Raw genomic sequence first — 22,199 nt, forward strand, 5'->3', positions numbered from 1 at the left:
CAGACGGTAAAGTTCTCCCTCCCGGTCGCAGTCCAGTCGTGCATCCGGATTGCCATCCAGACAGCTTTGGATTTTCTGGACTGCCTGTTCCAGAAGCGCGCTCTGCCTTTGGAAATAGCGAAAAAGCACGCCCCAGAGACAGCCGCCCAGAAGCAGAAAAACCAACAGTAACCCGAAAGAGAATGCGTGCGTCGTATGCCATACGATGCCCTGCGTGAGAGCCAATGCCACCGCCCAGACCGCCAGCACTGTCCGGAACAAAATCCGGATTCCCCGGTTTGCGAATACTTTCATACGGCACCTTTACCCATTCCATTTATAGCCCATGCCGCGGACAGTCAGCAGCATCTGCGGTTTGCCGGGGTCGTCCTCAATCTTCATCCGCAGCCGCCGGATGTACACTGTTAAGGCACTGCTGTCAATGTAATCCCCATCGCAGTCCCACAGTGCATCCAGAATTTGTTCCTTGGATAGCACGGCATTCGGATGCTGCATAAAGAAGCAGAGCAGCTTGTACTCTGCGCCGGTCAGTTCCAGCAAGACTCCGTTTTTGTACGCCTGCCCCTGCAACAGCCGGACGGTGATGCTGCCCGATTCCAGTACGGGTTCTCCTGCGCTGGACGCATTTGCACGGCGAAGCAGTGCATTGACCCGCGACAACAGGACACCCAGCTTGAACGGCTTGGTCAGGTAATCATCCCCGCCCAGTTCCAGTCCCATGATGATATTCATTTCCTCATCCGAAGCAGTCAGGAACAGAATCGGCACGTTGGATGTGCGCCGCACCTTCTGGCAGAAATCGAAGCCAGAGCCATCCGGCAGGGAAACATCCAGCACCAGCAGGTCATATTTTCTGTCTGACCACAGCACCTCGGCTTCTGCCAGCGTCCGGGCTGTATCCAGTGCAAAGCCCTGTTTCTTGAATGCAAAGGTCAGCCCACTGATCAGGCTCAGATCATCTTCCAAAAGGAACAGTTTTCTCATGATTCCCTCTCTTTTCTGTGTTTTGTGTGTCCTACAGGTTCAAAAGCATTATAAGTTTTTTCTGCGAACATTACAATGTGCGAAACGGAAATTGTTTCTTGCCGTGTGTTAAATATAAGTCCTACTATCACCGCTTTACTGCGTAAAGTACATTGCAATGCGCTTTTTTGTGCGCCCGAAGGGATTCGCCGAGCCGTGCCCTAGAAACGCCCCACCGGGGCGTTCCTGCCCCGCGGGACGCAAAGCGCGGGGCACGGGCTGTCCGAATCCCTTCTTTTACTGCCTCGTAAAATCCGTGCAAAACAAAAAGAGCAGCACCCCATAAGGTGCTGCTCTTGGTGCGACCGGGAGGATTCGAACCTCTGGCCTTCCGGGTCGGAGCCGAACGCTCTATCCAGCTGAGCTACGATCGCTTATGTATGAAAAACGCCGTTACAGCGTATTTCAATCTTGTAAAGTAGTCAATTTCCAATAGTGGTCAATTCGTGGTCTGACTACCGTTGACCACCGCGTTTTTGTAAGTGCAAATCACGCTGTATCGAACAAAAACGAGCCCAAAACCTGTCATGCCGCAGTTGTCGGAGAACTACGACATGGCAGTGCAACCAGACGCTGAAGCGTGAATTTTGTTGGTTCTGCACATTTGCCGCTAAAACAAGAAAAAGCCCGTTGTTGGTTGTCACAACAGGCTTTTCCGGCATTTTATAGTGCCACTGCACAGTAGTGGTCAAATGGTGGTCAAAAACCGCGTAACCTTAAGATGAGATGCTTTAAGGATGAAAAGAATTACGATTTCAATCGGTACTTTCTTGCCCTGCTGCTACCCTCCGCAACAATCGCTCCACTGGCAATCAGTTCTAACAGATACATCTTTGTGCGGGGGACTTGTAAGCCGATGGCGTCGGCAATTTGGGTGCTACTTGCTTCCGATGTGTCGGTCAAATATTGAAGGATGTCGTTCTTTCGCTTCTCTGAGATAGAATTAGACTTTCCGCCGTTTTTTGCCGCCGCTTTATTGGCGGCAAGCGGCAACAACAGTGTTGTGCGGTCTGGATTAAAGCTCTCCACGATTTCCGGCTCCTGCCAGCCCTGTTTTTGCCAGACGGTACGGATGCTCGGCAAACCGCTGCCCGCGCGCTCACCGACATTGATCAGGTTGAACATCTTAATGAGCGACTCGTTTCGCGGGTCGGATATGCTACCGGCAAGGGCCTCCTGCACATTGATACGGAACGCGCCGGGATTGGCGATGCGAATTTTATCCGGCCATTTTTGAATCACCAGACCGCGCCGGTCATAGTAGTCGGCGTGAATCAAGGCGTTTGCCAAAGCCTCGCGCAAAGCCTTATGCAGAGGGGTGTCGTCAATACGATCTGTACCCTCCAGCTTAAAAGGCACTTTAATATCCTGCGCAATCCGGTTGTATACGCGGAAGTAAAAGTCGCAAATGTTACCACTCCAATCACCGGAACTGGAGACGATACGGTCTGTCCAACGTTCATCTTCTGTGACAGAACGGTCATGCTCTTGATAATCCAGAAAATAATGTGGGAACTCGCGTACAATTTCGTATTCATGGCCGAACATAAGCAATCCGGCCGCTGTGGGGCGCAGTTTACCGTCCGTATCTCGCGCCATAGCACCGATGCGGTGCAGAAAATCCTCCACAGCTAATTCTGACCATACATGACCGGGTCGGAGATTATCCATGCGCTGGCGATAGCGGCGGATGGTGTCCCTGTCAAGGCAGTCTATCGTCATTGTAGGTGAAGGATACCCCAAGCTGCGAATAACAGCATTCTCATTGAATCCGGATTCAATAAAAAGTTGAATAGCATCTGTTCTTTGTTCAAGGCTGTACATCTCTGGCCTCCTACACATTTGAGTCCAGGATTTCGTCCGCACCCTCTTCACATGAAAGGTGAAAGGGCGAAAAATGACATATTTTTTTTTAAAAAAAGCATTGTAATGTTAGGTGCCTATGTTATACTTAACGCAAACCCATATCGGGTATGGAGGTAAGCGTAATGTACGGAATTTTAATTGTAGATGACAACTCTCTCGTCCGCATGTCGCTGGTGAACTTAATCAGCTGGAAGCAGCATAACGCTACCCTGGTTGCAATAGCGCATGATGGAAACGAAGCGTTTCGGTTGTGCGAAGAGCGTCTTCCACATATTGTAATCACCGATATAAAAATGCCCGGCTGTGATGGAATTACATTGATGCAGAAGATACACCGGTATTATCCGATGATTCAGGTTATCGCCATTAGTGCCCATGGAGTGTTTGAGTACGCTAAGCAGGCCATGCAGGCGGGATGCCTCAACTATATTCTAAAACCGATCAGTGGTGAAGAGCTGAACGAGTCCATTGCTTCGGCCATCGCTGTCATTCAAAGCAGAGGCGGACGGACAGACGAGGATCTGTACAACTTATACGAATATGCCTTGAACAGCTATCTTTCTTCTACCGAAAAATATTGTGCGGTCTTTTTGGCCGGCTGGGAGCTTCCGACGACAGAGGAGATCGAAAGCATCTGTGCGACAAAGTATTCGGGGCAGATATTGAAGGCACCCACTCAATACTTTCAAACCTTCTTATTGATTTTTGAGAAGAATGACGTCCTGGACAATTTGAAAAAGATAACAAATGCCTTAGTCGCTCGAGATGGTTGCAGATATGTGATTGAGCCCATTCCGGAGGCGGTATTGATTGACGAAGTGGGGAGCTATTTTGTTGGCATCAAAAAAAGGTCGCCCTTACGGCTTTTTGGGCTGGGAATCTGGTCGTACATGACGAGAGGTTTATCTTAGAAAAATTAGAGGATGAAGTAAAAATCTATTGGTCTTTGATTGACTACCAGGGCATGGCTAACGCACTAATGAAGCGCTTGGACCGAAGTGACATCCGTGATTTCTCTGCGATGAGAAAAAACAAAAAACTGATTGAGGATTATCTGCGGCTGCTGATGACGATATGTTTGTCCCGGTTCGACGAAGTGTGCGAGCTAATGCTAAACATCCGTAACCAAGAAACGAACTTTCACTATAAGGACATACTTCAGGTTTTGGAAGATGTTGAGCAACTACTGCTTCTAATTTGTGAAGATGCGGCAAAACAGAAGCAGGACGGCGTCGGGATTTCCTGGAAAGTTCGCCGGATCATTGACATAAACTATCCGTCACCAATCAATCTCTCGATGTTATCGTCCATCTTGGTATATTCACCTTCCTATATTGATAGGAGTTTTCGGAAGATCTTTGGGATGAGTGTAAATCAATATCTCATTCAAACACGGCTTAATGCGGCGAAATCCCTGCTTTGGTCCACCAACAATAAAGTCAGAGATATCTCGGAAAGCGTTGGATATAATGACTACTTTAACTTTGCCAAACAGTTTCGGAAGCAGTTCGGCTTGACGCCGACAGAATACCGAGCACAGCGAGAACGTAATAAGACATAAAAAAAGATGGAATAATGACATATTCATTTACGGTCTGTTTGTTATACTGAATTTGCACCGGTGATAATGCAAATCCGCATGAATTTGCGAATAGGTGCAAAATACAACGAAGGAGAATAAACGAAATGAGAAAACGGAAAGCTTTTTTAGGAGTTGGTTTGGCCTGCGCACTTCTGCTTACTATGCTCGCCGGTTGCGGAGCACAGGAATCCAGTGCTGCGCCCACGTCTGAGGCGTCTGTGAAGACAGAACAGACTGAATCCCAGAGTGGAAATGTATTCACCAACCCGGATGTGAGCATCGGCGAGGGAACAATCACAGTGCTTACTAATGTGACGGAAGGCAATCGCCTGAAGGAATTGGAGAAATACGCTCAGGAGTTCGATGCGAAATATCCCGGTACTCAGAAGGTGGAATTCGAGGCCATCGACGATTATGAGAATCAGACGAAAATCCGTTTGTCCGGCTCGGATTATGGCGATGTCCTGCTGATACCGAACACGGTGGATGTTGAGAACTTGGACGAGTACTTTGTACCGCTGGGAAAATATGACGAGTTGTCGAAACAGTATTACTGCATTGATGACCGCACTTACGATGATGTGGTATACGGAATTCCGGTGTCGGTGCAGTTCACAGGAATCTTCTATAATAAAACGGTTTTCGAGGAAGCCGGCATCACACAGATTCCGCGCACGATTGACGAGTTTATGGATGTCCTAAAGACGATTAAGGAAAAGACGGATGCAATTCCTTTGTATACGGCATATGCGGAACAGTGGCCGCTGAATCAGTGGGAGGCCAACACGCTGACGGTGGCCGGCGATGTGGATTATCCGTATGTGTTGCAGGCTCATGATCGTCAGAACTTCTTGAAGGGGAGCCCGAACTACAATCTGTACCGCATTATGTATGAGGCCCCTGCAGCAGGTCTGATTGAAGACGATCCTGCCACGGCAACTTTTGACGAAGCAAAGCGCCTGATGGCAAATGGCAAAGTGGCGACATGTGTGTGCAGCTCTTGGGCAATCAGCCAATTCCAAGAGGCGGCTGCTGATGCCGGAGTGAGCGAGGATGTGATTGGGTACATGCCGTTCCCGACCCCAACGGCTGATATGAAGCAGTTGGTGCGTTTGGGTCGTGACTATGTGAACGGAGTCAGCGTACATTCTAAGCATCAGGACATCGCGCTTGCTTGGGTGAAATTCTTCGCGGAGACCGACTACTCCACTCGTCTTGCTTCCAGTGTTTCTCCCCTGGTTGGCAGTGAGCTCCCGGAGATCGCTGTGGATTGGTACGATTTGGGCGTAGAGTTTGCAGCCTGCACAGCGGCCCAAGGAGAAGATCAGGGTTTGCTCGATAAGATTGATAAGGAATCTGAGGTCGGCCTTCTGGATGCGACTTTTAAGCAGCGCATCATTGACGCCGCCATCGGCAACAGAGATGAAACCTACGATGATATCATGAATGATCTGAACAGCTCTTGGGTCGCCGCGATGGATACACTGGGCGTACAATGAGCGTCTGACTTGTTCAAATGTAGAAGATTGCTTTGCAGAATGAAGCGTTCTGCCTAACGCTTCATTCTGCTTTTTTACTTCATTTTGCTTTTCTACAAGGAATAAAGAAGCACCCAGTTCAGGAAGCTCTGATTATATCAATGAGAGCCGGCGGCAAAATACTTTGCATTTTTACCGTTTTCGGAACTGCAAGGACGGAGCAAAAGATTCGCCGCCAGCCGAAATTGAATTATTCAGAACCTTCTCAGATTCGGATGTAAATTAAGACCATCTGAAGCGGGGTAAAGGGTAACGAAAGGGATACACGTTGATGAAGAATTTCAAGTTTACCAGGTTTGCCGATTTGAAACGAAAAACTCAGCAACGAATTATCATTGTGTGCTTTTTACTATTTCCCACGACATTGCTGATCGTATTCAATTATCTGCCTCTTACACAGCTACTGCTTTACAGCTTTACCGACTGGAACGGCACCAGCAGAAATTTTCAGTTCGTTGGCCTCAATAATTACGCTAAACTGTGGCAGGATCCGGAACAATTTGCTGTCCTAAAGGTATCTTTGTACTACATCATCGGTACACTGATTCAGACGGCCCTTGCTCTGTATTTTGCGACGATTTTGAGCTTCAGGGTAAGGTTTAAGAACTTTTTCAAAGCTGTTATTTTTTTCCCTTATTTGATCAATGGTGTAGCTATCGGATTCATCTTCCTGCTTTTCTACCGCAGCGAAGGGATGCTGGATGTTGTTATGCAGTTCCTGGGATTGGGAACGCACATTCACAAGTGGCTGGGAGATCCCCACATTGTTAACTGGTCGATCGTGGCAGCATCCATATGGCGCTACATGGGATTTATGTTTGTGATTTTCTATGGAGCCATTTCCTCGATTCCCACGGACATTTATGAAGCGGCAGCAATTGACGGTGTGAATGCATGGCAGAGGTTTTGGTTCATTATTGTGCCATCAATCCGCCAGGTGATTTTCGTAAACCTGGTCATCAACATCAGTGGCGCGCTGAGCATTTATGAGATGCCGTATATCATGACAGGAGGCGCCAATGGAACAAAGACTTTTTTGATGAACATATTGGATACCGCTTTTAAATACAATAAATACGGCGTTGCTTCCAGTATGTCGCTGGTTTTGCTGGCTGTCGTTTTGCTTGTGGCAGTACTGCAAAAGCTTGTCATTGGAAAGGAGGAGGCAGAATGAGTGTCAGGAAGCGTTCTACCCTGCTTGGGAAAGTGCTGGTGGCACTGAAGTACATTTCCCTCATTCTCATCACGCTTGTGTGTTTAGCCCCCATTATACTGGCCATTGTTACATCGCTCAAATCAAAGGCGGAAGTGTATGATTTAGGTGTTCTGCAACTGCCTGAAAGGCTTCATTTTGAAAATTATGTCACAGCCTTTGTGGACGGAAATATGCTGAACGGTTTTATGAACACTGTCATCATGTTGGGTGTGTCGTTAATCTTCGTGATTTTGAACGGGACAATGCTCGCATATATCTTCAGTCGGTTTGAGTTCCGCGGAAAGAAACTTCTGAAAAACGCTTTCTTATTCGCTTCTATCGTCCCAAGTATGAGCGTTCAGGTGATGGTATACCGCATTATCAGTGCTTTAGGTGTGTATAATACGCGGATGGCGGGTTTTCTTCTGTACATCGGCACCGACATAATCGCCATCTATATTTTCTTGCAGCAACTCTCGACCATCCCCGTATCACTGGATGAAGCAGCCATCATTGACGGGGCAAGTTACTTCACAGTGTACCGACGCATCATTTTACCGTTGCTCCGACCGGCAATTACCACGATAGTCATCATAAAGGGAGTTGGAATTTACAACGACTTTTATATCCCCTATCAGTACATGCCAAAGAACAGCTTGCGTGTAGTTGCCACGACATTGTTTCAATTCAAAGGGCAATATGGAACGCAATGGGAGGTCATTTGCGCGGGTGCTATCATTACAGTTATCCCAATTCTAATAATATTTATCTTGCTCCAAAAGCAAATTTACAATGGGCTAATTCAGGGATCAATTAAATGAAAGGGAACTGTTTGCTATGGTAGAAAAGAAAAAAATGCTAATGTTTATCTCCCAGTTGGAGATGGCAGAAGTATCGGTGATTATCCCCACTCTGTCTTGGGTGGCAGAGCAAGCCGGAATGGTTTTTGAAGCTTACTTGGGGAGTGAGCGGGACGGACTTCTTTTTGCGAAAACGGGTAGCACAGTACTGGGGGGCAACCATTTTCAGCAGTTTAATTATTTGAATGCATATTATGACATTTACTATTTCATCTATGGGACAACCAGCTTGTTCGATTCTTCGATTCGGGCATTTTCTAAAAATGTAATTGTGCGAGCAAAATCCATCCGGGAATTTTACTGCGGCGTACAGGATTACTTTGGTCTGGAAGAAGAAAAAGTCGTATTGTTCGACACAGAGTACATCAACGACGGAACCACCAGCCGGGAATTTCTTCCGTATTTCTATCCGGAAGTGCTGTTTCATCAAGCGTGGGGATACATAGGTCAGAAGGAAAATTTTCTGCCCGAAACCATTATTTCGGAGATTCCCCCCCTCTCGAATACGATTGGAGTAGAAACTCTGTCGGCTGAAATAGCTCACCGGTACGAAAAGCAGGCAAAGGGAGTTGCTTTTGGCGATCCGGAGGCCATTTTGTCCATGATGGCCACGCTTTGTCGGGATAAATATGTTGCTCTTTACGGGGCAGCGAAACCCAAAAAGTTGAAAGATATAGAGGTATCGTCCTACACCGAGCAATACACCTGTGCAATGGAAGATATTAAGCAGCTGACAAAGGCAACAAACAATAATGTTTTAGTCGGGCGCCAGATTGGGGACGGAGATTTGTTTGAGTGGGGAAAGCACGGCATCTGCATTAAAATCATGGATCCGAATCGTCCGGCGTTTCCGAGTGTTTCTACCATTCCGTATCAGTGGGCCAATACAGAACGCTGCTGGGATGAGAACGAACCCAGTGACGAACAACTGATGCAATATGCCCAGCAGGGAAAAATCCTCTCCACCTTAGTGTGGCATTCGGGCGAAATGGCCCATAACGAGGCCATGATCAATTTGATGGAGTTGGCTTCCTTCACCGGCATTAAAATGGGAATTGGCGTACATGCCGCACGCTATCAGACATGCCCACAGCTGTGGGAACTGCTTTCTGTGGAACGCTCACAGGGCGGTGTGTGGGGCTTGATCGAACCCATTCTGCACTGCGGCGGCATGGGTGTCATGGCCGAATGCGGCTGCCCCCCGGAGGCGCTGAAACAGCACTGCGTCCGTGCAATGAAGGAAATCGAAGAGATTGCCGGAAAAGCAGGAATGCCAAAGGGCTATATGGCATTTATGGATACTGATTTAAAAACGCTCACACAGCTTCATCCGGAGCTGTATCAGGCGGTGGAGGAAGTCGGTCTGGATTATTACATTTCTTCCGCACTGCCGGGAAGAAATCGCATTCTATACCAGGGAAAGTCCATGGTTGCTTTCAATCTTACCCCGCGCAATGTGTGCGCCGGGTCCCCCTATGTGCGTATGTCTGTGATGGAGGACATCGTTGAGTGTGAGCGCACTGCGCCCGGCTGGATTATGGGAGTGCTTGATTCGCCAGTTGTCTCGTTCACGCCATATATTTGGAACAGGGGCAGCAAATTCATGGAAATCGTCAACTGGATGGTGCATGGGGAGACAATCAATGTTCTTCCGCACACAATCTCGAGATACACTCGGATTCTCAAAAAAATGGGGTACATTGAGTAATGTTTATGATTAAGCCTTTGAAAGAGGCAATAGAAGAATCTTATACCAAAATTAGAGAGCTGGAAATTGCCCAGCTGTATGCCAGCTGCTACAAAACGGCATGGGAGACGACGCTGTCCCTAGAGGAAGATGGAAAGAGTTATGTATTCACGGGCGATATTCATGCCATGTGGCTACGGGACAGCGCAATGCAGCTTCTTCCGTATTTGAGTATGGCGGATATTGATGTTGTGGCGAGGGCTCTGCGTGGCGTTGTGCTTCAGCAGGCACACTTTATTCAAATTGATCCCTATGCCAACGCGTTCAACCGAAAGCCCGATGGCAGCTGCTTTTGCGCAGATCACACGCAAATGAGCCCGTGGGTTTGGGAGCGAAAGTATGAGGTGGATTCTCTGGCGTTCTTTCTGTTCTTCCTGGAAGCCTATTTCCGTCGGACGAAGGATCGCACGGTATTTACCGAGACCGTGGTTGGTGCGGTGCAGACCATATTAGAGGTTTGGCGAACAGAGCAAAAACACGCGGAATTCTCCCCCTATCGGTTCGAACGTGACTCTCCTTTGAAAACGGAAACATTAAGCAATGGAGGGCAGGGCACGCTTGTGGGCTATACAGGAATGACATGGTCCGGCTTCCGCCCGAGCGACGACGCGTGCGAGCTGCATTATTTGATTCCTGCCAATATGCTGGCGGTCAGTGTGCTTAACCGTTTACAGGAACTACCATTGCCTGATGCCATCTTGAAATCTGCCAAATCGCTCAGCAGGGAGATTGATTCCGGCATTCAAAAGTTCGGAGTTATCGAGCATCCGAAGTATGGTCGCATTTTTGCCTATGAAGTGGATGGTCTTGGAAACTATACTTTGATGGATGACGCGAATCTGCCCAGCTTGCTGGGTGCCCCATGGTACGGCTACTGCCAGCCGGAGGATGAGATCTATAAAAACACGCGTCGTTTTCTCCTCAGCGAGAATAATCCATATTATTTCACGGGGAAGTTTGGCGCGGGGATTGGAAGTCAGCACACCCGTAAAGGGTATATCTGGCCGATTGCACTTGCCGTCCAGGGGTTGACATCCACGTCTCTTGATGAAAAAAAGGAAATCCTGTCGATGCTTTTCAACACCACCGCCGGCACCTATCACATGCATGAAAGTTTTGAGGCGAACGATCCGACACATTTTACGCGCGCATGGTTTGCATGGGCCGATTCGATGTTCTGTCTCTTGGTGCAGCAAATATATAAATTATGACGTACTCTATGCGTAGCTGCGATGCCATATGGGACGCGGAAGCGTTTATGCTCGCAGAAGGGAGGGCGTCGGAACAGAGTCATTCAATAACAGAGGAGTGCCGTCATGATAACACAAACACTGAACAGAGGCTGGTGCATCCGGCCATGTACGCACGGAGACTGGGAAATAAAGGCGAATATTCCCTGCAGTGTGTTGCATGCAATGCTGGATGCAAAACTGGTATGTGATCCCTTTTATCGAAAAAACGAGTATGAAGTCCGAGAGCTGTTTAATCAGGACTTTTGCTACACGCTGTGCTTTGTACCGCAAAAGGAGATTCTGAAGCAGGAGTATGCCGAATTGGTCTTTTACGGACTGGACACCCTGGCTGATATTCGATTGAACGGTGAGTTCCTCGCGTCGGTGGATAATATGCATCGCACATGGCGTTTGCCGGTTGCCGGCAAATTGAAAAAGGGCGAAAACCATCTGGAAATTATCTTTCGATCTTCGTTGAAATTTATCCGGGAAAAAGGTCAGGATCCCTCCATACACTATGTGGCAAAGGGCTGTATCCGCGGAAACAATTATTTACGAAAAGCACATTGTATGTTCGGCTGGGATTGGGGTCCCCAACTGCCGGATGCAGGTATCTGGCGCCCGGTGGAGTTGTGCGCTTTTTCGGACGCGCGCATCGCCGACGTGCGCATAAAGCAGGAACATTGCACCGGAACGGTCTTCCTTCAAACGGAAGTGCGTCTCGCCCAACTTGCAGACTTAGAGAGTTACACTGTCTGCTGCACACTCACTTCGCCGTCAGGAGATGCGCTATATGCACAAAGTGTGTCCGCAGAGGAAACAGCAGCGGTATCTTTCGTGCTGAAATCTCCGCAACTGTGGTGGCCGAACACGTATGGCGAGCAGCCTCTGTATACTTTGAATGTGGAACTGCATGACAAAGATAGTCAAGTGCTGGATGACTGGCACAAGCAGATTGGTCTGCGGGAGTTGACGATAAGCCGTAATCAGGATGAATGGGGTGAGGAATTCTGTTTTCGGGTCAATGGTGTCAAGATATTCGCCATGGGAGCTGACTATATACCCGAGGACAGTGTAGTCACGAGAGTTACGCCCGAGCAGACGCTGCGTCTTCTGAAGGATTGCGCCGCTGCCAACTTCAACACAATCCGCGTATGGGGCGGTGGCTACTATCCCGATGATTGGTTCTACGACGCCTGCGATCGCCTTGGCTTGATCGTCTGGCAGGATGCAATGTTTGCCTGTAATGTGTACCGGATGGATGCGGCGTTTGAAGAGAATATTCGTGCAGAGCTGCGGGACAATCTGCTGCGCATTCGTCATCACGCATGCTTGGGTCTTCTATGCGGTAACAACGAAATGGAGCTTGGCTGGGTGGGCTGGGAAGACGTGGTAACGCACCATCCTGCGCTGAAAGCAGACTACATCAAGATGTTCGAATACGTAATCTCGCAGGAAGCACAGATTAATGCGCCGGACGTGTTTTACTGGCCCTCCTCGCCCTCCTCGGGTGGTTCCTTCGATGATCCGAATGCCGAGAATCGGGGAGATGTCCATTATTGGGACGTATGGCATAGAATGAAGCCCTTTACAGATTACGAAAAGTTCTATTTCCGTTTTTGCTCTGAATTTGGATTTGAATCATTCCCCGGGCGCAAAACCATTGAGACTTTCACAGAGCCAAGTGACCGTAATATTTTTTCTCCCGTGATGGAAAGCCATCAGAAAAACGGTGCAGCCAATGGATTGATCATGTTCTATATTTCCAGCTATTACCGCTACCCGAAGGACTTTGACAGTCTGCTCTATATTTCGCAGCTTTTGCAGGCGGAAGCGATGCGGCACGGCGTGGAACACTGGCGACGTAACAGAGGCCGCTGCATGGGCGCCATTTACTGGCAGCTCAACGACTGCTGGCCGGTGGCATCGTGGGCCAGTATTGATTATTTCGGACGCTGGAAAGCGTTGCACTATTATGCACGCCGCTTTTTTTCGCCGCGTATGGTGACGGCAAAGGCGGAAGATGCCAAACTGCGGATGTGGGTTCACAACGACAGTCGCACAGCGCTTGAGGGCACGGTTGAGGTAGAGCTGAGAGACACGGCTTATGGTCTTTTGGCTCATATGGAGGTGCCGGTTCAGGTGCCGCCTCTCAGCGTGACAGAACTGGATCCGGTTGACTTTATGCAGGAGTTGGCGGAACGCGGACAGGATACGGTATTTGTTGCGTATCGGTTGTGCGAAAAGAACAATACCGGCGCATATGCCAGCACGCTGTTCTGTCGACCCAAACAAATGGAGTTACCACGACCGAACTACACAGTGCATGTGCTGGACTGCGGTAATGTGTTTGATATTTACGTAAAAAGCGATTGTTATGCGCATCAAGTGGAGATAGAAACAAACTTGACTGACCGCCCATTCTCCGATAACTACTTCTCCTTGTGTACACCGCAGGGTGTACATGTCGCACTGGAAAAGGACTCTGTGGCGCCGGGAGTGACAGCAGAACAGTTGCGAGAAAGCTTGCAAGTGCGTAGTGTGGCAGATACATTCTGAAAACTAAATATGTCATTTTTGCTTCGAAATAAGAATAGACATCAGCATTGGGGATAACACGGTGAGCCACTCCACTTCCCGTGCTATCTGATTGATTTTGTAACGCAAAGAGAATCAGCGCAGAAACTACCCTGAAGCAGTAAAGGAGGACTTGGTATGGCATATTTGGGCGTTGACCTAGGTGGAACCAATATTAAGGCGGCGCTGGTGACGGAGGAAGGGAAAATCCTGCGAGAAGCATCAGTGCCCACGGCGCTCCCGCGTTCGTCCGAGGCTGTGTGCGATGACATAGTGAAGCTTTGCACAGAGTTGGCCTCGGGGGAGTGGGTGGAAGCAATCGGTGTCGGTTGCCCTGGTTCGGTGGATCGTGGCCGGGTGCTCTATTCTAACAACTTGAATTGGCATAATTTTAATATGGCAGAATATTTGCAGAGTCGTACAGGTCTGCCAGTTTATATCGGTAATGATGCCAATGTGGCAGCCTTGGGTGAGGCGCTGGCGGGCTGCGCCAAAGGTGCAGAAAGCGCGGTCATCGTGACATTGGGCACCGGCATAGGCGGTGGCGTAGTGCTGCAAGGAAAACTTCTAACTGGCTATACTGGTGTAGCCTCAGAGCCGGGGCATATGGTGATTATGGACAGCCTCGATGCACCCCGCTGCACTTGCGGGCGGTGTGGATGCTTTGAAAGCCTCGCAAGTGCAACGGCTTTGATCCGAATGACGGCAGAGGCGTGCCGTGCCCATCCGCAGAGTCTGCTACATACGCTGGCCCCGCGGGAGGATACTATCACAGGACGAACCGCCTTCGATGCCGCGATCCAGGGTGATATTGCGGCCCAGGAAGTGGTGGAACATTATATTCATTACTTGGCGGTTGGAGTAGCAAACCTCATTAATATCTTTTTCCCGGAAGTCATTGGACTTTCGGGTGGTGTGGCAAATCAGGGAGAGGCACTTTTGAAACCACTGCGTGCAGCAGTGGAACCGATGGTGTTCGGCAATGCCTTTGCCCAAAAGCATACGAGGATTACGACCTGTACGCTGGGTTACCACGCCGGGGTCATAGGTGCGGCGCTTCTGGCAAAACAAAAGCAGTAAAGCGAATATACTTTAAAGAATGCAAGCTCAGCGGATCAACCCTAACCCAGCCCTGCATGACCTCAAAATGCAGATGGTTGCCAGTTGAATCCACATACCCAACAACCTGCCCTGCCGTTACCGCTTCACCAGCGGTAACGGCAGTTTGCGTTTTGTGGGCATACAGGCGAAATAAACGTCCATAAACGGTGAGAATCACCGCACCTGCAGATTCGCATCCAGAAAGACGGATTGCTAATTTCCCTGCCAAGCACTCTGCCTGCTGCGTATATTCTGGAAATTGTGAAAGGACTCGCCTAATGCTGGGAAAAATTCCTCAGACCTAAAATGTGTATATCGTAACCGGGTATACGCAAAGGGCTTCGAAGTCCGGTTCCATATGTTATGCAGAATTTCAAAATGAATCCATATGACAGGGGCTTATTTCTGTTCTGCGGTAAAAAGTGCGACAGGTTAGGATTTTCCATGCTTATGCCATAAATAGGTCAAAAACGGAATCGGCGTGCCGAAGTCCGTTCTGTTGCTGAATACGCCAATGTCGGTTATGAAACCGCTGTTGACAGCAAACTGAACATTATATCCGGGTTTTAGCTGACCATTGCGCATATGGTCGTCTTTCATATGCATAAAAGTGGCATCTGTGTCTGTCTTGGAATAGCTGTTGCGATTCTCCCCGCAAATTGCCTTCTTTCTGTTATACTCCATCCAGCGGCTATACAAGAGAGCCAGTTCATCCCGCTCCCGAACGATCTCCGGCTTATGATGCCCGCGGCCTTTTTTCACTTCAATGCCCTGCGCCTCGATTTCCGCATTGAGCTGTTCCGGTCTTTTCTCAACCTTAGTCGAGGTCAGATTTCCTTGCGGACATACCAGCTCTTTCAACCTTGTCTTGATTTTCTCAAGCTGTTTGCTTACCTGCTTTAGCCATACGAATGTATACCGATTTGCCATGCTTTCGATTTTGGTTCCATCCACAAACACCTCAGAGTGCTCGGTATACCCTTTATCCTCCAGCTTCTTTACATATTGAAAGAACAAATCCTCGAACGCTTCCTACAGGTTACGGTTGCTCCGAAATCTTGCTATGGTGCAGTGATCCAGCGCTTTCTGATCCTCCAGCATCCAGCGGAATACCATATTCTCCCTGCACAGATCCTCTATTTTACGGCTGGAATATACGCCCTTCATGTAGGCGCACACCAGAACTTTAAATAACACACGCGGCTCTATCCGCAATTTTCGGATTTCCGAATAAACGCTATACAACTTTGTGAAATCCAGTCCCTCAAGCTGGGTGCTTGCCTGATAGAGCGCGTTGTGTTTCGATATTCTTATTTCTGTCGGCATCCGAAATTTTAACTGTTGACTTTTTTCCAAAATTTCGATATGCTGTTCTTGCTTTTGAGTTTCTTTCACAACTATTAACTTAAAGCAAAAGACCGAAGTTGTAAAGCCTTTTTTGGCTTTTTACTTCGGTCTTTCTTTTTTAGAGGGGGATGTGCAACAGCCCCCCTTTTTTTTGGCGTTTTGTGGTGCCGCTGCACAGTAGTTGTCAAATGGTGGTCAACTACGAATGGGCAGAAATTCAGGGAGCCAAAGAAATAGAAGACTTGGACAGAGCCAATACACTATTCGGAAATCATTTCGCCAAATAGCTCTTTCAAAAAATCATCCACGCCGCCTGCAGCCTGAATTGTGGCAATCATCAAATCATCCGGGTCAACACGGGCAAAATCAATGACATATCCCGCATGGCGGGCAAGCTGCGAAAGAAAAACACGCTGGGTCCTGCCGTTGCCTTCGCGGAATGGGTGAAGTTCATTTGTCCGTTCGTATAAATCTACTATGGCAGAAATGAAATGTGCTTTATCTAACCCCACAAGAAAGCATTGCTTCTCTAATCTGGAAAAAATCGCACTTGATGTACTTTCAATTTGCGCAGCGAGGCAAAACTGCGTGCCTTTCTTTGCAATATCTACGGTGCGCGGCTTACCCGCCCATTCGTATAAATCTTCAAACAAAAAGCGATGAATCGCACAGTAATGCGCAAAATCGAAACTTTCTGCTAAAGGTTTTTCTTCCCATAAAGCAGCCTTGGCAGGAACGATCGTACCTTCCACAGCGTCCAAATCCGCTTGATTACGAATGTTCAATGTGTTTATCAATACAACCGTACCCGGATAGCACCCATCCTGCAAAGAATCCACTGCATAGTTTGCCATGGCATTTTACCCTCGCTGCGCCCTGCGCCGTGCCAGAATTTCGGCAGCCAAGGTGCGGGCATCTACTTTGCCGTCCATCAGGCGGCGGCAATCTATGCGAGTCTGTTCCGTAACCTCGTACCCTTCCATGCGCGAAGATGCCAAAGCGTTTTCCAATGCCTGTTCGCGGGTAATCGGTGCCATATACAAAACCGCCTTCCTATGATTTTGTATCTATTATAAACGATAAGCCGGGCAAAAGCAATCACGCTTTTGTCCGGCTTTCAGGGTCAAGGCAATACCGCATAATTCTAAGTGCCGATACGGCGAGCGAGGTGCGGCAGCTGCTAAGCCAAAAGCGCAGATAATACTTTGTGTATTATCGAGCATTTTGGCAACGCAGATGCCGTGCCGAAGCCGCTGGAGCGGTGCTTAAGCCGTAAGGCGGGAATTGTGCGGTGTTGCCTTAAGCAAGAATCAGCGACAGCAGATAGAACGGTGTCGGGTCCGGGGCGGCGGAGGGAAGCGCTGTGATCGTCACGGTGTGCCGGGCGCGGGGGGCGTGGTGCAGCACCGGGGTCAGCGCCAGACTGTCGCTCCAATCCTCGTCAAAGTTGCCGTCCAGCAAAATCGGGTGCGCGGTGTCGCCGTCCATCACCAGCTGCGCCTGCAGGGCGGGGCGTTGGATCGTGCGGCGGAACTGCACCGCAAGGCAGCTGCAGTCCACCGTAAAGGTCAGGGAATCCCCTGCCTTTTGGGCAAACCAGCCGTTTTTCCAGTGGTCGAGATGCCCAAGCTTTTCCCTCGTGTCGGCGCGGAAACCGTGCAGCGCGGGGCAGGCTTCGCGCAGTGTCAGCCGTTGGGCGTTTTCGTAGGCGTTGGCGGTCAGCGGGGCGGGCAGCGGAGATTCGGCTTCCGGCTCGTCCCGCTGGGCATTGACATCTGCCAGCAGCTTTGTAATCTCCTCTGCCACAAGCCCGTGGCCGAAGTCGTTCGGGTGCAGACCATCGGGCGTGAGCTGCTGCATTGTGTACTGTCCGTCTTTCATTTGGCGGTAGATCGTGTTTTGTACACTGACGCGGGGCAGGGCGTACCAATCGCCCACGGCACCGTGCTGTGCCTCGGTGGTCAGACCGCTGTCATAATAGATGTTGTGCAGCAGCACCAGCGCAGGACGGGACGGCCAAGACAAGATACGGCGGACGGCTCCCTCGTAGGTTTCCTGACAGAATGTGTTGCGTGTGTCGTTGACGCTGAAATCCAGCACGACAAAGTCGGGCTGGTACATCAAAAGGTCGGTCACAGCGCGGGACACCCCATACAGCGAGTCGGTACCGCCGATGCCGCCGTTGACATAGTGGAATTTTGCCTGCGGGAACGTTTCGCACCACCAGCGGTATACACGGTAGGCGTAGGTGTTTTCCGGCTGGGTGGTAAGGCTGCCCTGTGTGATGGAGCCGCCCAGAAATCCGATGGTCAGTTCCTCGCCGGCAGCGGCGCGGCAAAGGACGCTTTTCAGTTTGGTTGTGTTCATGCCTGTTCCTCCAGCTTGTGTTTCAAAAAGGCGGTCAATACCTCGGCGGCGGCACGGTGAGAGAGAACGCCCGGGTGCTGCCGCGAACCCACGGTGTCGGCAGTTGTGTCCGGCAGCGGCAGGTAGAAGGCGCGCGTGTCGCCGCTGCGGCTGCCGTATTGTTGAACGGCACCCTGCAGCACCTCCTGCAGCCCGCTGCCCAGCATTCCATAGCTCCAGACCAGCACGGCGCGGGGGTTGCGCTCACGCAGTATCGTCAAAAAATCGCAGACGGCATCTTGCAGGCGGCGCACATCCTCGGGGTGGTAGCTGCCGTCCGGCAGTGTGCGCAGCTTGTACGCTTTGCCGGTCACGGGGTCGAGCCACGCCGGATTGCAGAAGGCGTGTTCATCGTTGGTGGCGAGGTTTACAATGACTGCATTGGGCTGCCAAGCAGAAAAATCGTTCTGCTGTTTAGCACCGAGGGCAGTGTTGCGCGCACCCTCCGCCACGCCGCAGACCTGCTCGTAATAGGGCGGCAGGGTATGGTGCGGGTCATTGTCCCACCCGCAGACGATGCCCCAACCACTCTGGGAGACAAGGCGGTACTCAGCCCCGAGCGCATCGGAGGTCAGGCGGGCGTAGTGGTTTTCGGCGCTGAAAAAGGCACCGATCCAGTCCTCCTCCTGCCGGGCTCCCAGCGTACCCTCGCCGCTGGTGATGCTGTCTCCCACAAATTCCAGCCGACAGCGCGGCTCCGGCAGGGGCAGAAATTCGCCGCCGGCATATTCTACGGCGTTCAGCTGCAAAAAGTGGGTGGGATCCTGCTGCATCGGCTGTACATCATTTAAAAGGCGGACGTGCTTCGGCGTGCCGGGCGTCATACCGCGGAACGCGCAGACACGGTTGCGCCCCGGGGTCAGTGCCTGCCGGGCAATCCATGCGCCGTTCAGCTCGATGCTGACCCACGGCTCGATCTCGGTGTAGTCACACTCCAGTTGGAACCACAGCTCACTGCCGGTAAAAAGCAGCTCTGCGCCGGAGGCAGTCCAGAACAGCGGCAGCGGGTTGCGCCCCCTATGGCGGCCCAAGGCGCGGATCTGCGGCAGGACGGAAAGCGGGCTGATTTGCAGTGCGGTCATTTGCGGTACATTCCTTTGTAATAGGTTTCAATGATGTCGGCAGCGGGACGGTTGTTGACGGCGTAAGGGCTGGAAACGCCCGGGTCGGCGGGCCAGTCCCAGACGCCGAAGCCCTGTACAAAGGGAGCCTGACGGCAGGCATCGAACATGGCCTTGTACCATGCGGCCTGCTCGGCATTGTCCGGTGCGCCCGTCAGCTCCCAGTTGTTCGGTACGGCGGCGGAGCCATGCACCGCCATGCAGCCTGCCTCGGTAAAAAGCACGGGCTTACGGAATTTTTCTGCCACCTGTCCGATGCGCGCCAGCTGGCGCGGCCAGTCCTGCAACGGATAGTACCCGCTGGACGCAATCACATCCACGGCATCCCACCATGCGATGTGATCCTCGCCGTATTTGTCACAGTTATAGGTCAGTGTGCCGGGGTATACCCCGCGCACGGCGGCCAAAAGCTGCCGCCATTCGGCTTCACGGTGCTCGGTCATTGTCATCTCGCAGCCGGTGATGAACAGCTTGCAGCCTTCGCGGGCGGCGATTTCGGCGTAATGCAGCTGAAACGCTGTGTACTGCGCAAACCAACGGCCCCATTGGCTCTCGCAGGGGACATCGTGGTCAAAAAAACTGATGCGCGCCCGCCATACGCCGTTGGCGCAGTTGACGGTAGGCTTGAGTGCGACCTCCAGCCCAAGGCTGCGTGCAAAGCGGATGCAGCCGCAAAGCTCCGCGTCTGTGGGGGTGGCGGCGCTGCGGTAGTCGATTTCTTCACTGTACGGGGTGGCCTGCACCCCGGCAGGGGTAAGGATGACCCAGCGGCAGCCGGTTTTGGCGGCCATTGCGGCAAGGCTGCGGCGAGCGGTGCCCCCGCCCAGTACGCCGCGGTGCGGGAATACGGCAAAATTGACAGCAGTAAACGGGTGATTGAACATAGCGAGGCAACCCCTTTGCACGAAAAATATAAGTCCCTGTTTGGCTTTTAGTATAGCAAAGAAAAACGGTCTGTCAAGTAGTTTTAACTAAAAATGATTGCGGTATTTAGCTAATTTGATGGTTGACCTTTAGCCATACAGCCATTATAATAAAGTATATACTAGGATGGGTAAGGAGTGTTTGCGTATGGCAAAGGGTGTCCGGATGGCGGATATTGCCGAAAAATTAGGCATCAGCATCGTATCGGTGTCCAAGGCGCTGGCCGGCAAAGACGGCGTAAGCGAGGAGATGCGCGCCAAAATACTCTCCACGGCGGAGGAGTTGGGCTACCGTTCACCTGCTGCCAAGGCGACGGCCACGCAGCAGACCGGCGGACAGATCATCGGCGTGCTGGTGGCAGATCACTTTTTTAACGAAAATACATTCTATTCCAATCTGTACCGCGCTATTTTGCAGCACAGCGCACCGCAGGGCATCAGCGTGGCGATGGAAATCGTCTTCCCTCAGGCGGAGCAAAGCTGTACGATGCCTACCTTTTTGGTCAACCGCAAGGTGGACGGACTGATTTTTATGGGGGAGATCGACCGCCGGTATATGTCCACTGCTGCGCAGAGCGGCCTGCCGTTCCTGCTGCTTGATTTCTACGATGATGCGATCGCGGCAGACTGTGTGCTGTCCGACAATGTCAGCGGCGCGTATCAGCTGACCGAAACTATTCTGCGCACCGGGCGCAGGGAGATTGCCTTTGTGGGCAGTGTCAATGCGACCAGTTCAATCATGGATCGCTATCTCGGCTACACCAAGGCATTGCTGCGCGCCGGTCTTGAGCCGCGCGCCGACTGGCGGCTTGAGGACCGCGGTGCGGACGGACGGTTTATCCCGCTTACGCTGCCGCAGCAGATGCCGCAGGCATTTGTCTGCAGCTGCGATGAGGTTGCCTACAATCTGGTCGAGACACTGCGCCGTGCCGGATACCGGGTGCCGCAGGATGTGGCCGTGGCAGGATATGACGATTTCCGATATTCCACCATCTGCGATCCGCCGTTGACAAGCTACCGCGTGGATGTGGACAGCATGGCGGCCGCTGTCGTGGATCAGATGCGCCGTAAGATGGCACGAAAGCACAGCCTTGCCCCTACCATTATGGTGCCGGGAGCGTTGGTCGTGCGCGAGTCCACCGCCAAGCAGGATTAAGTATTTAACTTAAACGCAGGCTAAATAATTCGTTTAGCTTGCGTTTTGCCATATTTCGAGCGTTTTTGTTGTCGTTTTGCATAGTCAGAAACCACGAAATTTGCGCGATTTCCCAAGTTTAAGAAACTTTTAGCTAACATATTGACTTAAACGAAAGAAAATTATATACTAAATATGCAATCGGGAGTTAGCTAAACGGACGCGAGCGATGCGGAAACAAGAGCGAATGTTTAGGGGTACTCCGCCAATGAAACTGCTTTTCTTAAGGAGGAAAACGCATTATGAAAAAGCTTATCGCAATGGGTATGGCCGGTGCCATGTCCGCCGCACTGCTGGCAGGCTGCGGCGGCGCTGCATCTTCTGCCGCAGACACTGCTTCAACCGCCTCTACCGGTACCGAGGCATCCTCTGCCGCCACGACTGAGCTGCAGATGGCCTGAACTACAGCAAGCTGACCGTTGGCACTGACGGCACCGACCTGACCGCCAGCCTGAAGATCCTGACCCAGCGCACTGACCTGATCGA

21 protein-coding genes, 1 tRNA gene and 1 pseudogene are annotated in these 22,199 nt (G+C 50.9%); 11 read left to right on the top strand and 12 right to left on the bottom strand.

Annotation, left to right across the window (positions count from 1 at the left end):
* From ACZO0A_RS04615 to ACZO0A_RS04630, 4 genes and pseudogenes are all read right to left on the bottom strand, one after another.
* Positions 1-294: pseudogene (locus tag ACZO0A_RS04615) on the bottom strand (sensor histidine kinase); the annotation flags it as partial.
* 9 nt (positions 295-303) lie between these two features.
* Complete coding sequence (locus ACZO0A_RS04620; RefSeq protein ID WP_112146629.1) at positions 304-984, bottom strand: response regulator transcription factor; 681 nt, start codon at positions 982-984, stop codon at positions 304-306.
* 336 nt (positions 985-1,320) lie between these two features.
* Positions 1,321-1,397 (bottom strand) — tRNA-Arg (locus tag ACZO0A_RS04625).
* A gap of 373 nt (positions 1,398-1,770) precedes the next feature.
* Positions 1,771-2,847 (bottom strand): DUF8451 domain-containing protein, encoded by a 1,077-nt coding sequence (locus ACZO0A_RS04630; protein ID WP_486846099.1) that lies wholly within the window; start codon positions 2,845-2,847, stop codon positions 1,771-1,773.
* A gap of 164 nt (positions 2,848-3,011) precedes the next feature.
* Here ACZO0A_RS04630 and ACZO0A_RS04635 point away from each other — a divergent pair, with 164 nt between their 5' ends.
* From ACZO0A_RS04635 to ACZO0A_RS04675, 9 genes are all read left to right on the top strand, one after another.
* Complete coding sequence (locus tag ACZO0A_RS04635) at positions 3,012-3,800, top strand: response regulator (RefSeq protein ID WP_486846100.1); 789 nt, start codon at positions 3,012-3,014, stop codon at positions 3,798-3,800.
* Between the two features lie 35 nt (positions 3,801-3,835).
* Positions 3,836-4,450 carry a helix-turn-helix transcriptional regulator gene (locus tag ACZO0A_RS04640; protein ID WP_486846102.1) on the top strand — a complete coding sequence of 205 codons (615 nt, stop codon included), beginning with the start codon at positions 3,836-3,838 and terminating at the stop codon, positions 4,448-4,450.
* 125 nt (positions 4,451-4,575) lie between these two features.
* Positions 4,576-5,970, top strand: a complete 1,395-nt coding sequence (locus ACZO0A_RS04645; protein WP_417344318.1) for an ABC transporter substrate-binding protein — start codon at positions 4,576-4,578, stop codon at positions 5,968-5,970.
* Positions 5,971-6,280: 310 nt separating this feature from the next.
* Positions 6,281-7,183: a carbohydrate ABC transporter permease gene (locus tag ACZO0A_RS04650; protein WP_417344319.1), complete on the top strand. Its 903-nt coding sequence runs from the start codon at positions 6,281-6,283 to the stop codon at positions 7,181-7,183.
* Positions 7,180-8,025 carry a carbohydrate ABC transporter permease gene (locus ACZO0A_RS04655; protein ID WP_292107919.1) on the top strand — a complete coding sequence of 282 codons (846 nt, stop codon included), beginning with the start codon at positions 7,180-7,182 and terminating at the stop codon, positions 8,023-8,025. The genes ACZO0A_RS04650 and ACZO0A_RS04655 overlap by 4 nt, the downstream gene beginning before the upstream one ends.
* 16 nt (positions 8,026-8,041) lie before the next feature.
* Entirely contained in the window at positions 8,042-9,772 is a 1,731-nt protein-coding gene (locus tag ACZO0A_RS04660; RefSeq protein ID WP_486846104.1) for a hypothetical protein, read from the top strand.
* On the top strand, positions 9,772-11,022 hold the full coding sequence (locus ACZO0A_RS04665) for a glycoside hydrolase family 125 protein (protein WP_417345425.1): 1,251 nt from the start codon (positions 9,772-9,774) through the stop codon (positions 11,020-11,022). The genes ACZO0A_RS04660 and ACZO0A_RS04665 overlap by 1 nt, the downstream gene beginning before the upstream one ends.
* 105 nt (positions 11,023-11,127) lie before the next feature.
* Positions 11,128-13,602, top strand: a complete 2,475-nt coding sequence (locus tag ACZO0A_RS04670; RefSeq protein WP_417345423.1) for a beta-mannosidase — start codon at positions 11,128-11,130, stop codon at positions 13,600-13,602.
* Positions 13,603-13,758: 156 nt separating this feature from the next.
* On the top strand, positions 13,759-14,700 hold the full coding sequence (locus tag ACZO0A_RS04675) for an ROK family protein (RefSeq protein ID WP_486846107.1): 942 nt from the start codon (positions 13,759-13,761) through the stop codon (positions 14,698-14,700).
* Here ACZO0A_RS04675 and ACZO0A_RS04680 read toward each other — a convergent pair.
* The 8 genes from ACZO0A_RS04680 to ACZO0A_RS04715 all read right to left on the bottom strand — a co-directional run bounded on the left by ACZO0A_RS04680 (position 14,663) and on the right by ACZO0A_RS04715 (position 20,479).
* Positions 14,663-14,950: a M23 family metallopeptidase gene (locus ACZO0A_RS04680; RefSeq protein ID WP_417345419.1), complete on the bottom strand. Its 288-nt coding sequence runs from the start codon at positions 14,948-14,950 to the stop codon at positions 14,663-14,665. The genes ACZO0A_RS04675 and ACZO0A_RS04680 overlap by 38 nt on opposite strands.
* Positions 14,951-15,153: 203 nt before the next feature.
* Positions 15,154-15,738, bottom strand: coding sequence for a hypothetical protein (locus ACZO0A_RS04685; RefSeq protein ID WP_417345417.1), 585 nt, complete (start codon positions 15,736-15,738; stop codon positions 15,154-15,156).
* Between the two features lie 15 nt (positions 15,739-15,753).
* Entirely contained in the window at positions 15,754-16,047 is a 294-nt protein-coding gene (locus tag ACZO0A_RS04690) for a transposase (protein WP_417345431.1), read from the bottom strand.
* Positions 16,048-16,328: 281 nt separating this feature from the next.
* Positions 16,329-16,922 (bottom strand): Fic/DOC family protein, encoded by a 594-nt coding sequence (locus ACZO0A_RS04695; protein WP_417345415.1) that lies wholly within the window; start codon positions 16,920-16,922, stop codon positions 16,329-16,331.
* Between the two features lie 6 nt (positions 16,923-16,928).
* Positions 16,929-17,105 carry an antitoxin VbhA family protein gene (locus ACZO0A_RS04700; RefSeq protein ID WP_417345414.1) on the bottom strand — a complete coding sequence of 59 codons (177 nt, stop codon included), beginning with the start codon at positions 17,103-17,105 and terminating at the stop codon, positions 16,929-16,931.
* 262 nt (positions 17,106-17,367) lie between these two features.
* Positions 17,368-18,435: an SGNH/GDSL hydrolase family protein gene (locus ACZO0A_RS04705; protein WP_444067437.1), complete on the bottom strand. Its 1,068-nt coding sequence runs from the start codon at positions 18,433-18,435 to the stop codon at positions 17,368-17,370.
* Positions 18,432-19,556 (bottom strand): SGNH/GDSL hydrolase family protein, encoded by a 1,125-nt coding sequence (locus ACZO0A_RS04710; protein WP_418590412.1) that lies wholly within the window; start codon positions 19,554-19,556, stop codon positions 18,432-18,434. The genes ACZO0A_RS04705 and ACZO0A_RS04710 overlap by 4 nt, the downstream gene beginning before the upstream one ends.
* The gene (locus ACZO0A_RS04715; RefSeq protein WP_417345409.1) at positions 19,553-20,479 is read right to left on the bottom strand and encodes a glycoside hydrolase family 113; all 927 of its coding nucleotides are present in this window, start codon (positions 20,477-20,479) and stop codon (positions 19,553-19,555) included. Before ACZO0A_RS04715 ends, ACZO0A_RS04710 begins: the two co-directional genes overlap by 4 nt.
* A gap of 187 nt (positions 20,480-20,666) precedes the next feature.
* Here ACZO0A_RS04715 and ACZO0A_RS04720 point away from each other — a divergent pair, with 187 nt between their 5' ends.
* Together ACZO0A_RS04720 and ACZO0A_RS04725 are read left to right on the top strand one after the other, a co-directional pair.
* Positions 20,667-21,674, top strand: a complete 1,008-nt coding sequence (locus ACZO0A_RS04720) for a LacI family DNA-binding transcriptional regulator (protein WP_444067438.1) — start codon at positions 20,667-20,669, stop codon at positions 21,672-21,674.
* A 281-nt stretch (positions 21,675-21,955) separates the two neighbouring features.
* Positions 21,956-22,114, top strand: coding sequence for a hypothetical protein (locus tag ACZO0A_RS04725; RefSeq protein ID WP_444067439.1), 159 nt, complete (start codon positions 21,956-21,958; stop codon positions 22,112-22,114).
* Positions 22,115-22,199: the final 85 nt, after the last annotated feature.

Source organism: Gemmiger sp., assembly GCF_057431175.1.

Excerpts from the sequence above, each read along its gene's own strand:
- ACZO0A_RS04665 (WP_417345425.1), top strand. The coding sequence starts at position 9,772 with ATGTTTATGATTAAGCCTTTGAAAGAGGCAATAGAAGAATCTTATACC.
- ACZO0A_RS04705 (WP_444067437.1), bottom strand. The coding sequence starts at position 18,435 with ATGAACACAACCAAACTGAAAAGCGTCCTTTGCCGCGCCGCTGCCGGC.
- ACZO0A_RS04715 (WP_417345409.1), bottom strand. The coding sequence starts at position 20,479 with ATGTTCAATCACCCGTTTACTGCTGTCAATTTTGCCGTATTCCCGCAC.
- ACZO0A_RS04635 (WP_486846100.1), top strand. The coding sequence starts at position 3,012 with ATGTACGGAATTTTAATTGTAGATGACAACTCTCTCGTCCGCATGTCG.
- ACZO0A_RS04725 (WP_444067439.1), top strand. The coding sequence starts at position 21,956 with ATGAAAAAGCTTATCGCAATGGGTATGGCCGGTGCCATGTCCGCCGCA.
- ACZO0A_RS04695 (WP_417345415.1), bottom strand. The coding sequence starts at position 16,922 with ATGGCAAACTATGCAGTGGATTCTTTGCAGGATGGGTGCTATCCGGGT.
- ACZO0A_RS04660 (WP_486846104.1), top strand. The coding sequence starts at position 8,042 with ATGGTAGAAAAGAAAAAAATGCTAATGTTTATCTCCCAGTTGGAGATG.
- ACZO0A_RS04645 (WP_417344318.1), top strand. The coding sequence starts at position 4,576 with ATGAGAAAACGGAAAGCTTTTTTAGGAGTTGGTTTGGCCTGCGCACTT.
- ACZO0A_RS04720 (WP_444067438.1), top strand. The coding sequence starts at position 20,667 with ATGGCAAAGGGTGTCCGGATGGCGGATATTGCCGAAAAATTAGGCATC.
- ACZO0A_RS04620 (WP_112146629.1), bottom strand. The coding sequence starts at position 984 with ATGAGAAAACTGTTCCTTTTGGAAGATGATCTGAGCCTGATCAGTGGG.
- ACZO0A_RS04700 (WP_417345414.1), bottom strand. The coding sequence starts at position 17,105 with ATGGCACCGATTACCCGCGAACAGGCATTGGAAAACGCTTTGGCATCT.
- ACZO0A_RS04650 (WP_417344319.1), top strand. The coding sequence starts at position 6,281 with ATGAAGAATTTCAAGTTTACCAGGTTTGCCGATTTGAAACGAAAAACT.
- ACZO0A_RS04675 (WP_486846107.1), top strand. The coding sequence starts at position 13,759 with ATGGCATATTTGGGCGTTGACCTAGGTGGAACCAATATTAAGGCGGCG.
- ACZO0A_RS04630 (WP_486846099.1), bottom strand. The coding sequence starts at position 2,847 with ATGTACAGCCTTGAACAAAGAACAGATGCTATTCAACTTTTTATTGAA.
- ACZO0A_RS04670 (WP_417345423.1), top strand. The coding sequence starts at position 11,128 with ATGATAACACAAACACTGAACAGAGGCTGGTGCATCCGGCCATGTACG.
- ACZO0A_RS04710 (WP_418590412.1), bottom strand. The coding sequence starts at position 19,556 with ATGACCGCACTGCAAATCAGCCCGCTTTCCGTCCTGCCGCAGATCCGC.
- ACZO0A_RS04655 (WP_292107919.1), top strand. The coding sequence starts at position 7,180 with ATGAGTGTCAGGAAGCGTTCTACCCTGCTTGGGAAAGTGCTGGTGGCA.
- ACZO0A_RS04690 (WP_417345431.1), bottom strand. The coding sequence starts at position 16,047 with ATGCCGACAGAAATAAGAATATCGAAACACAACGCGCTCTATCAGGCA.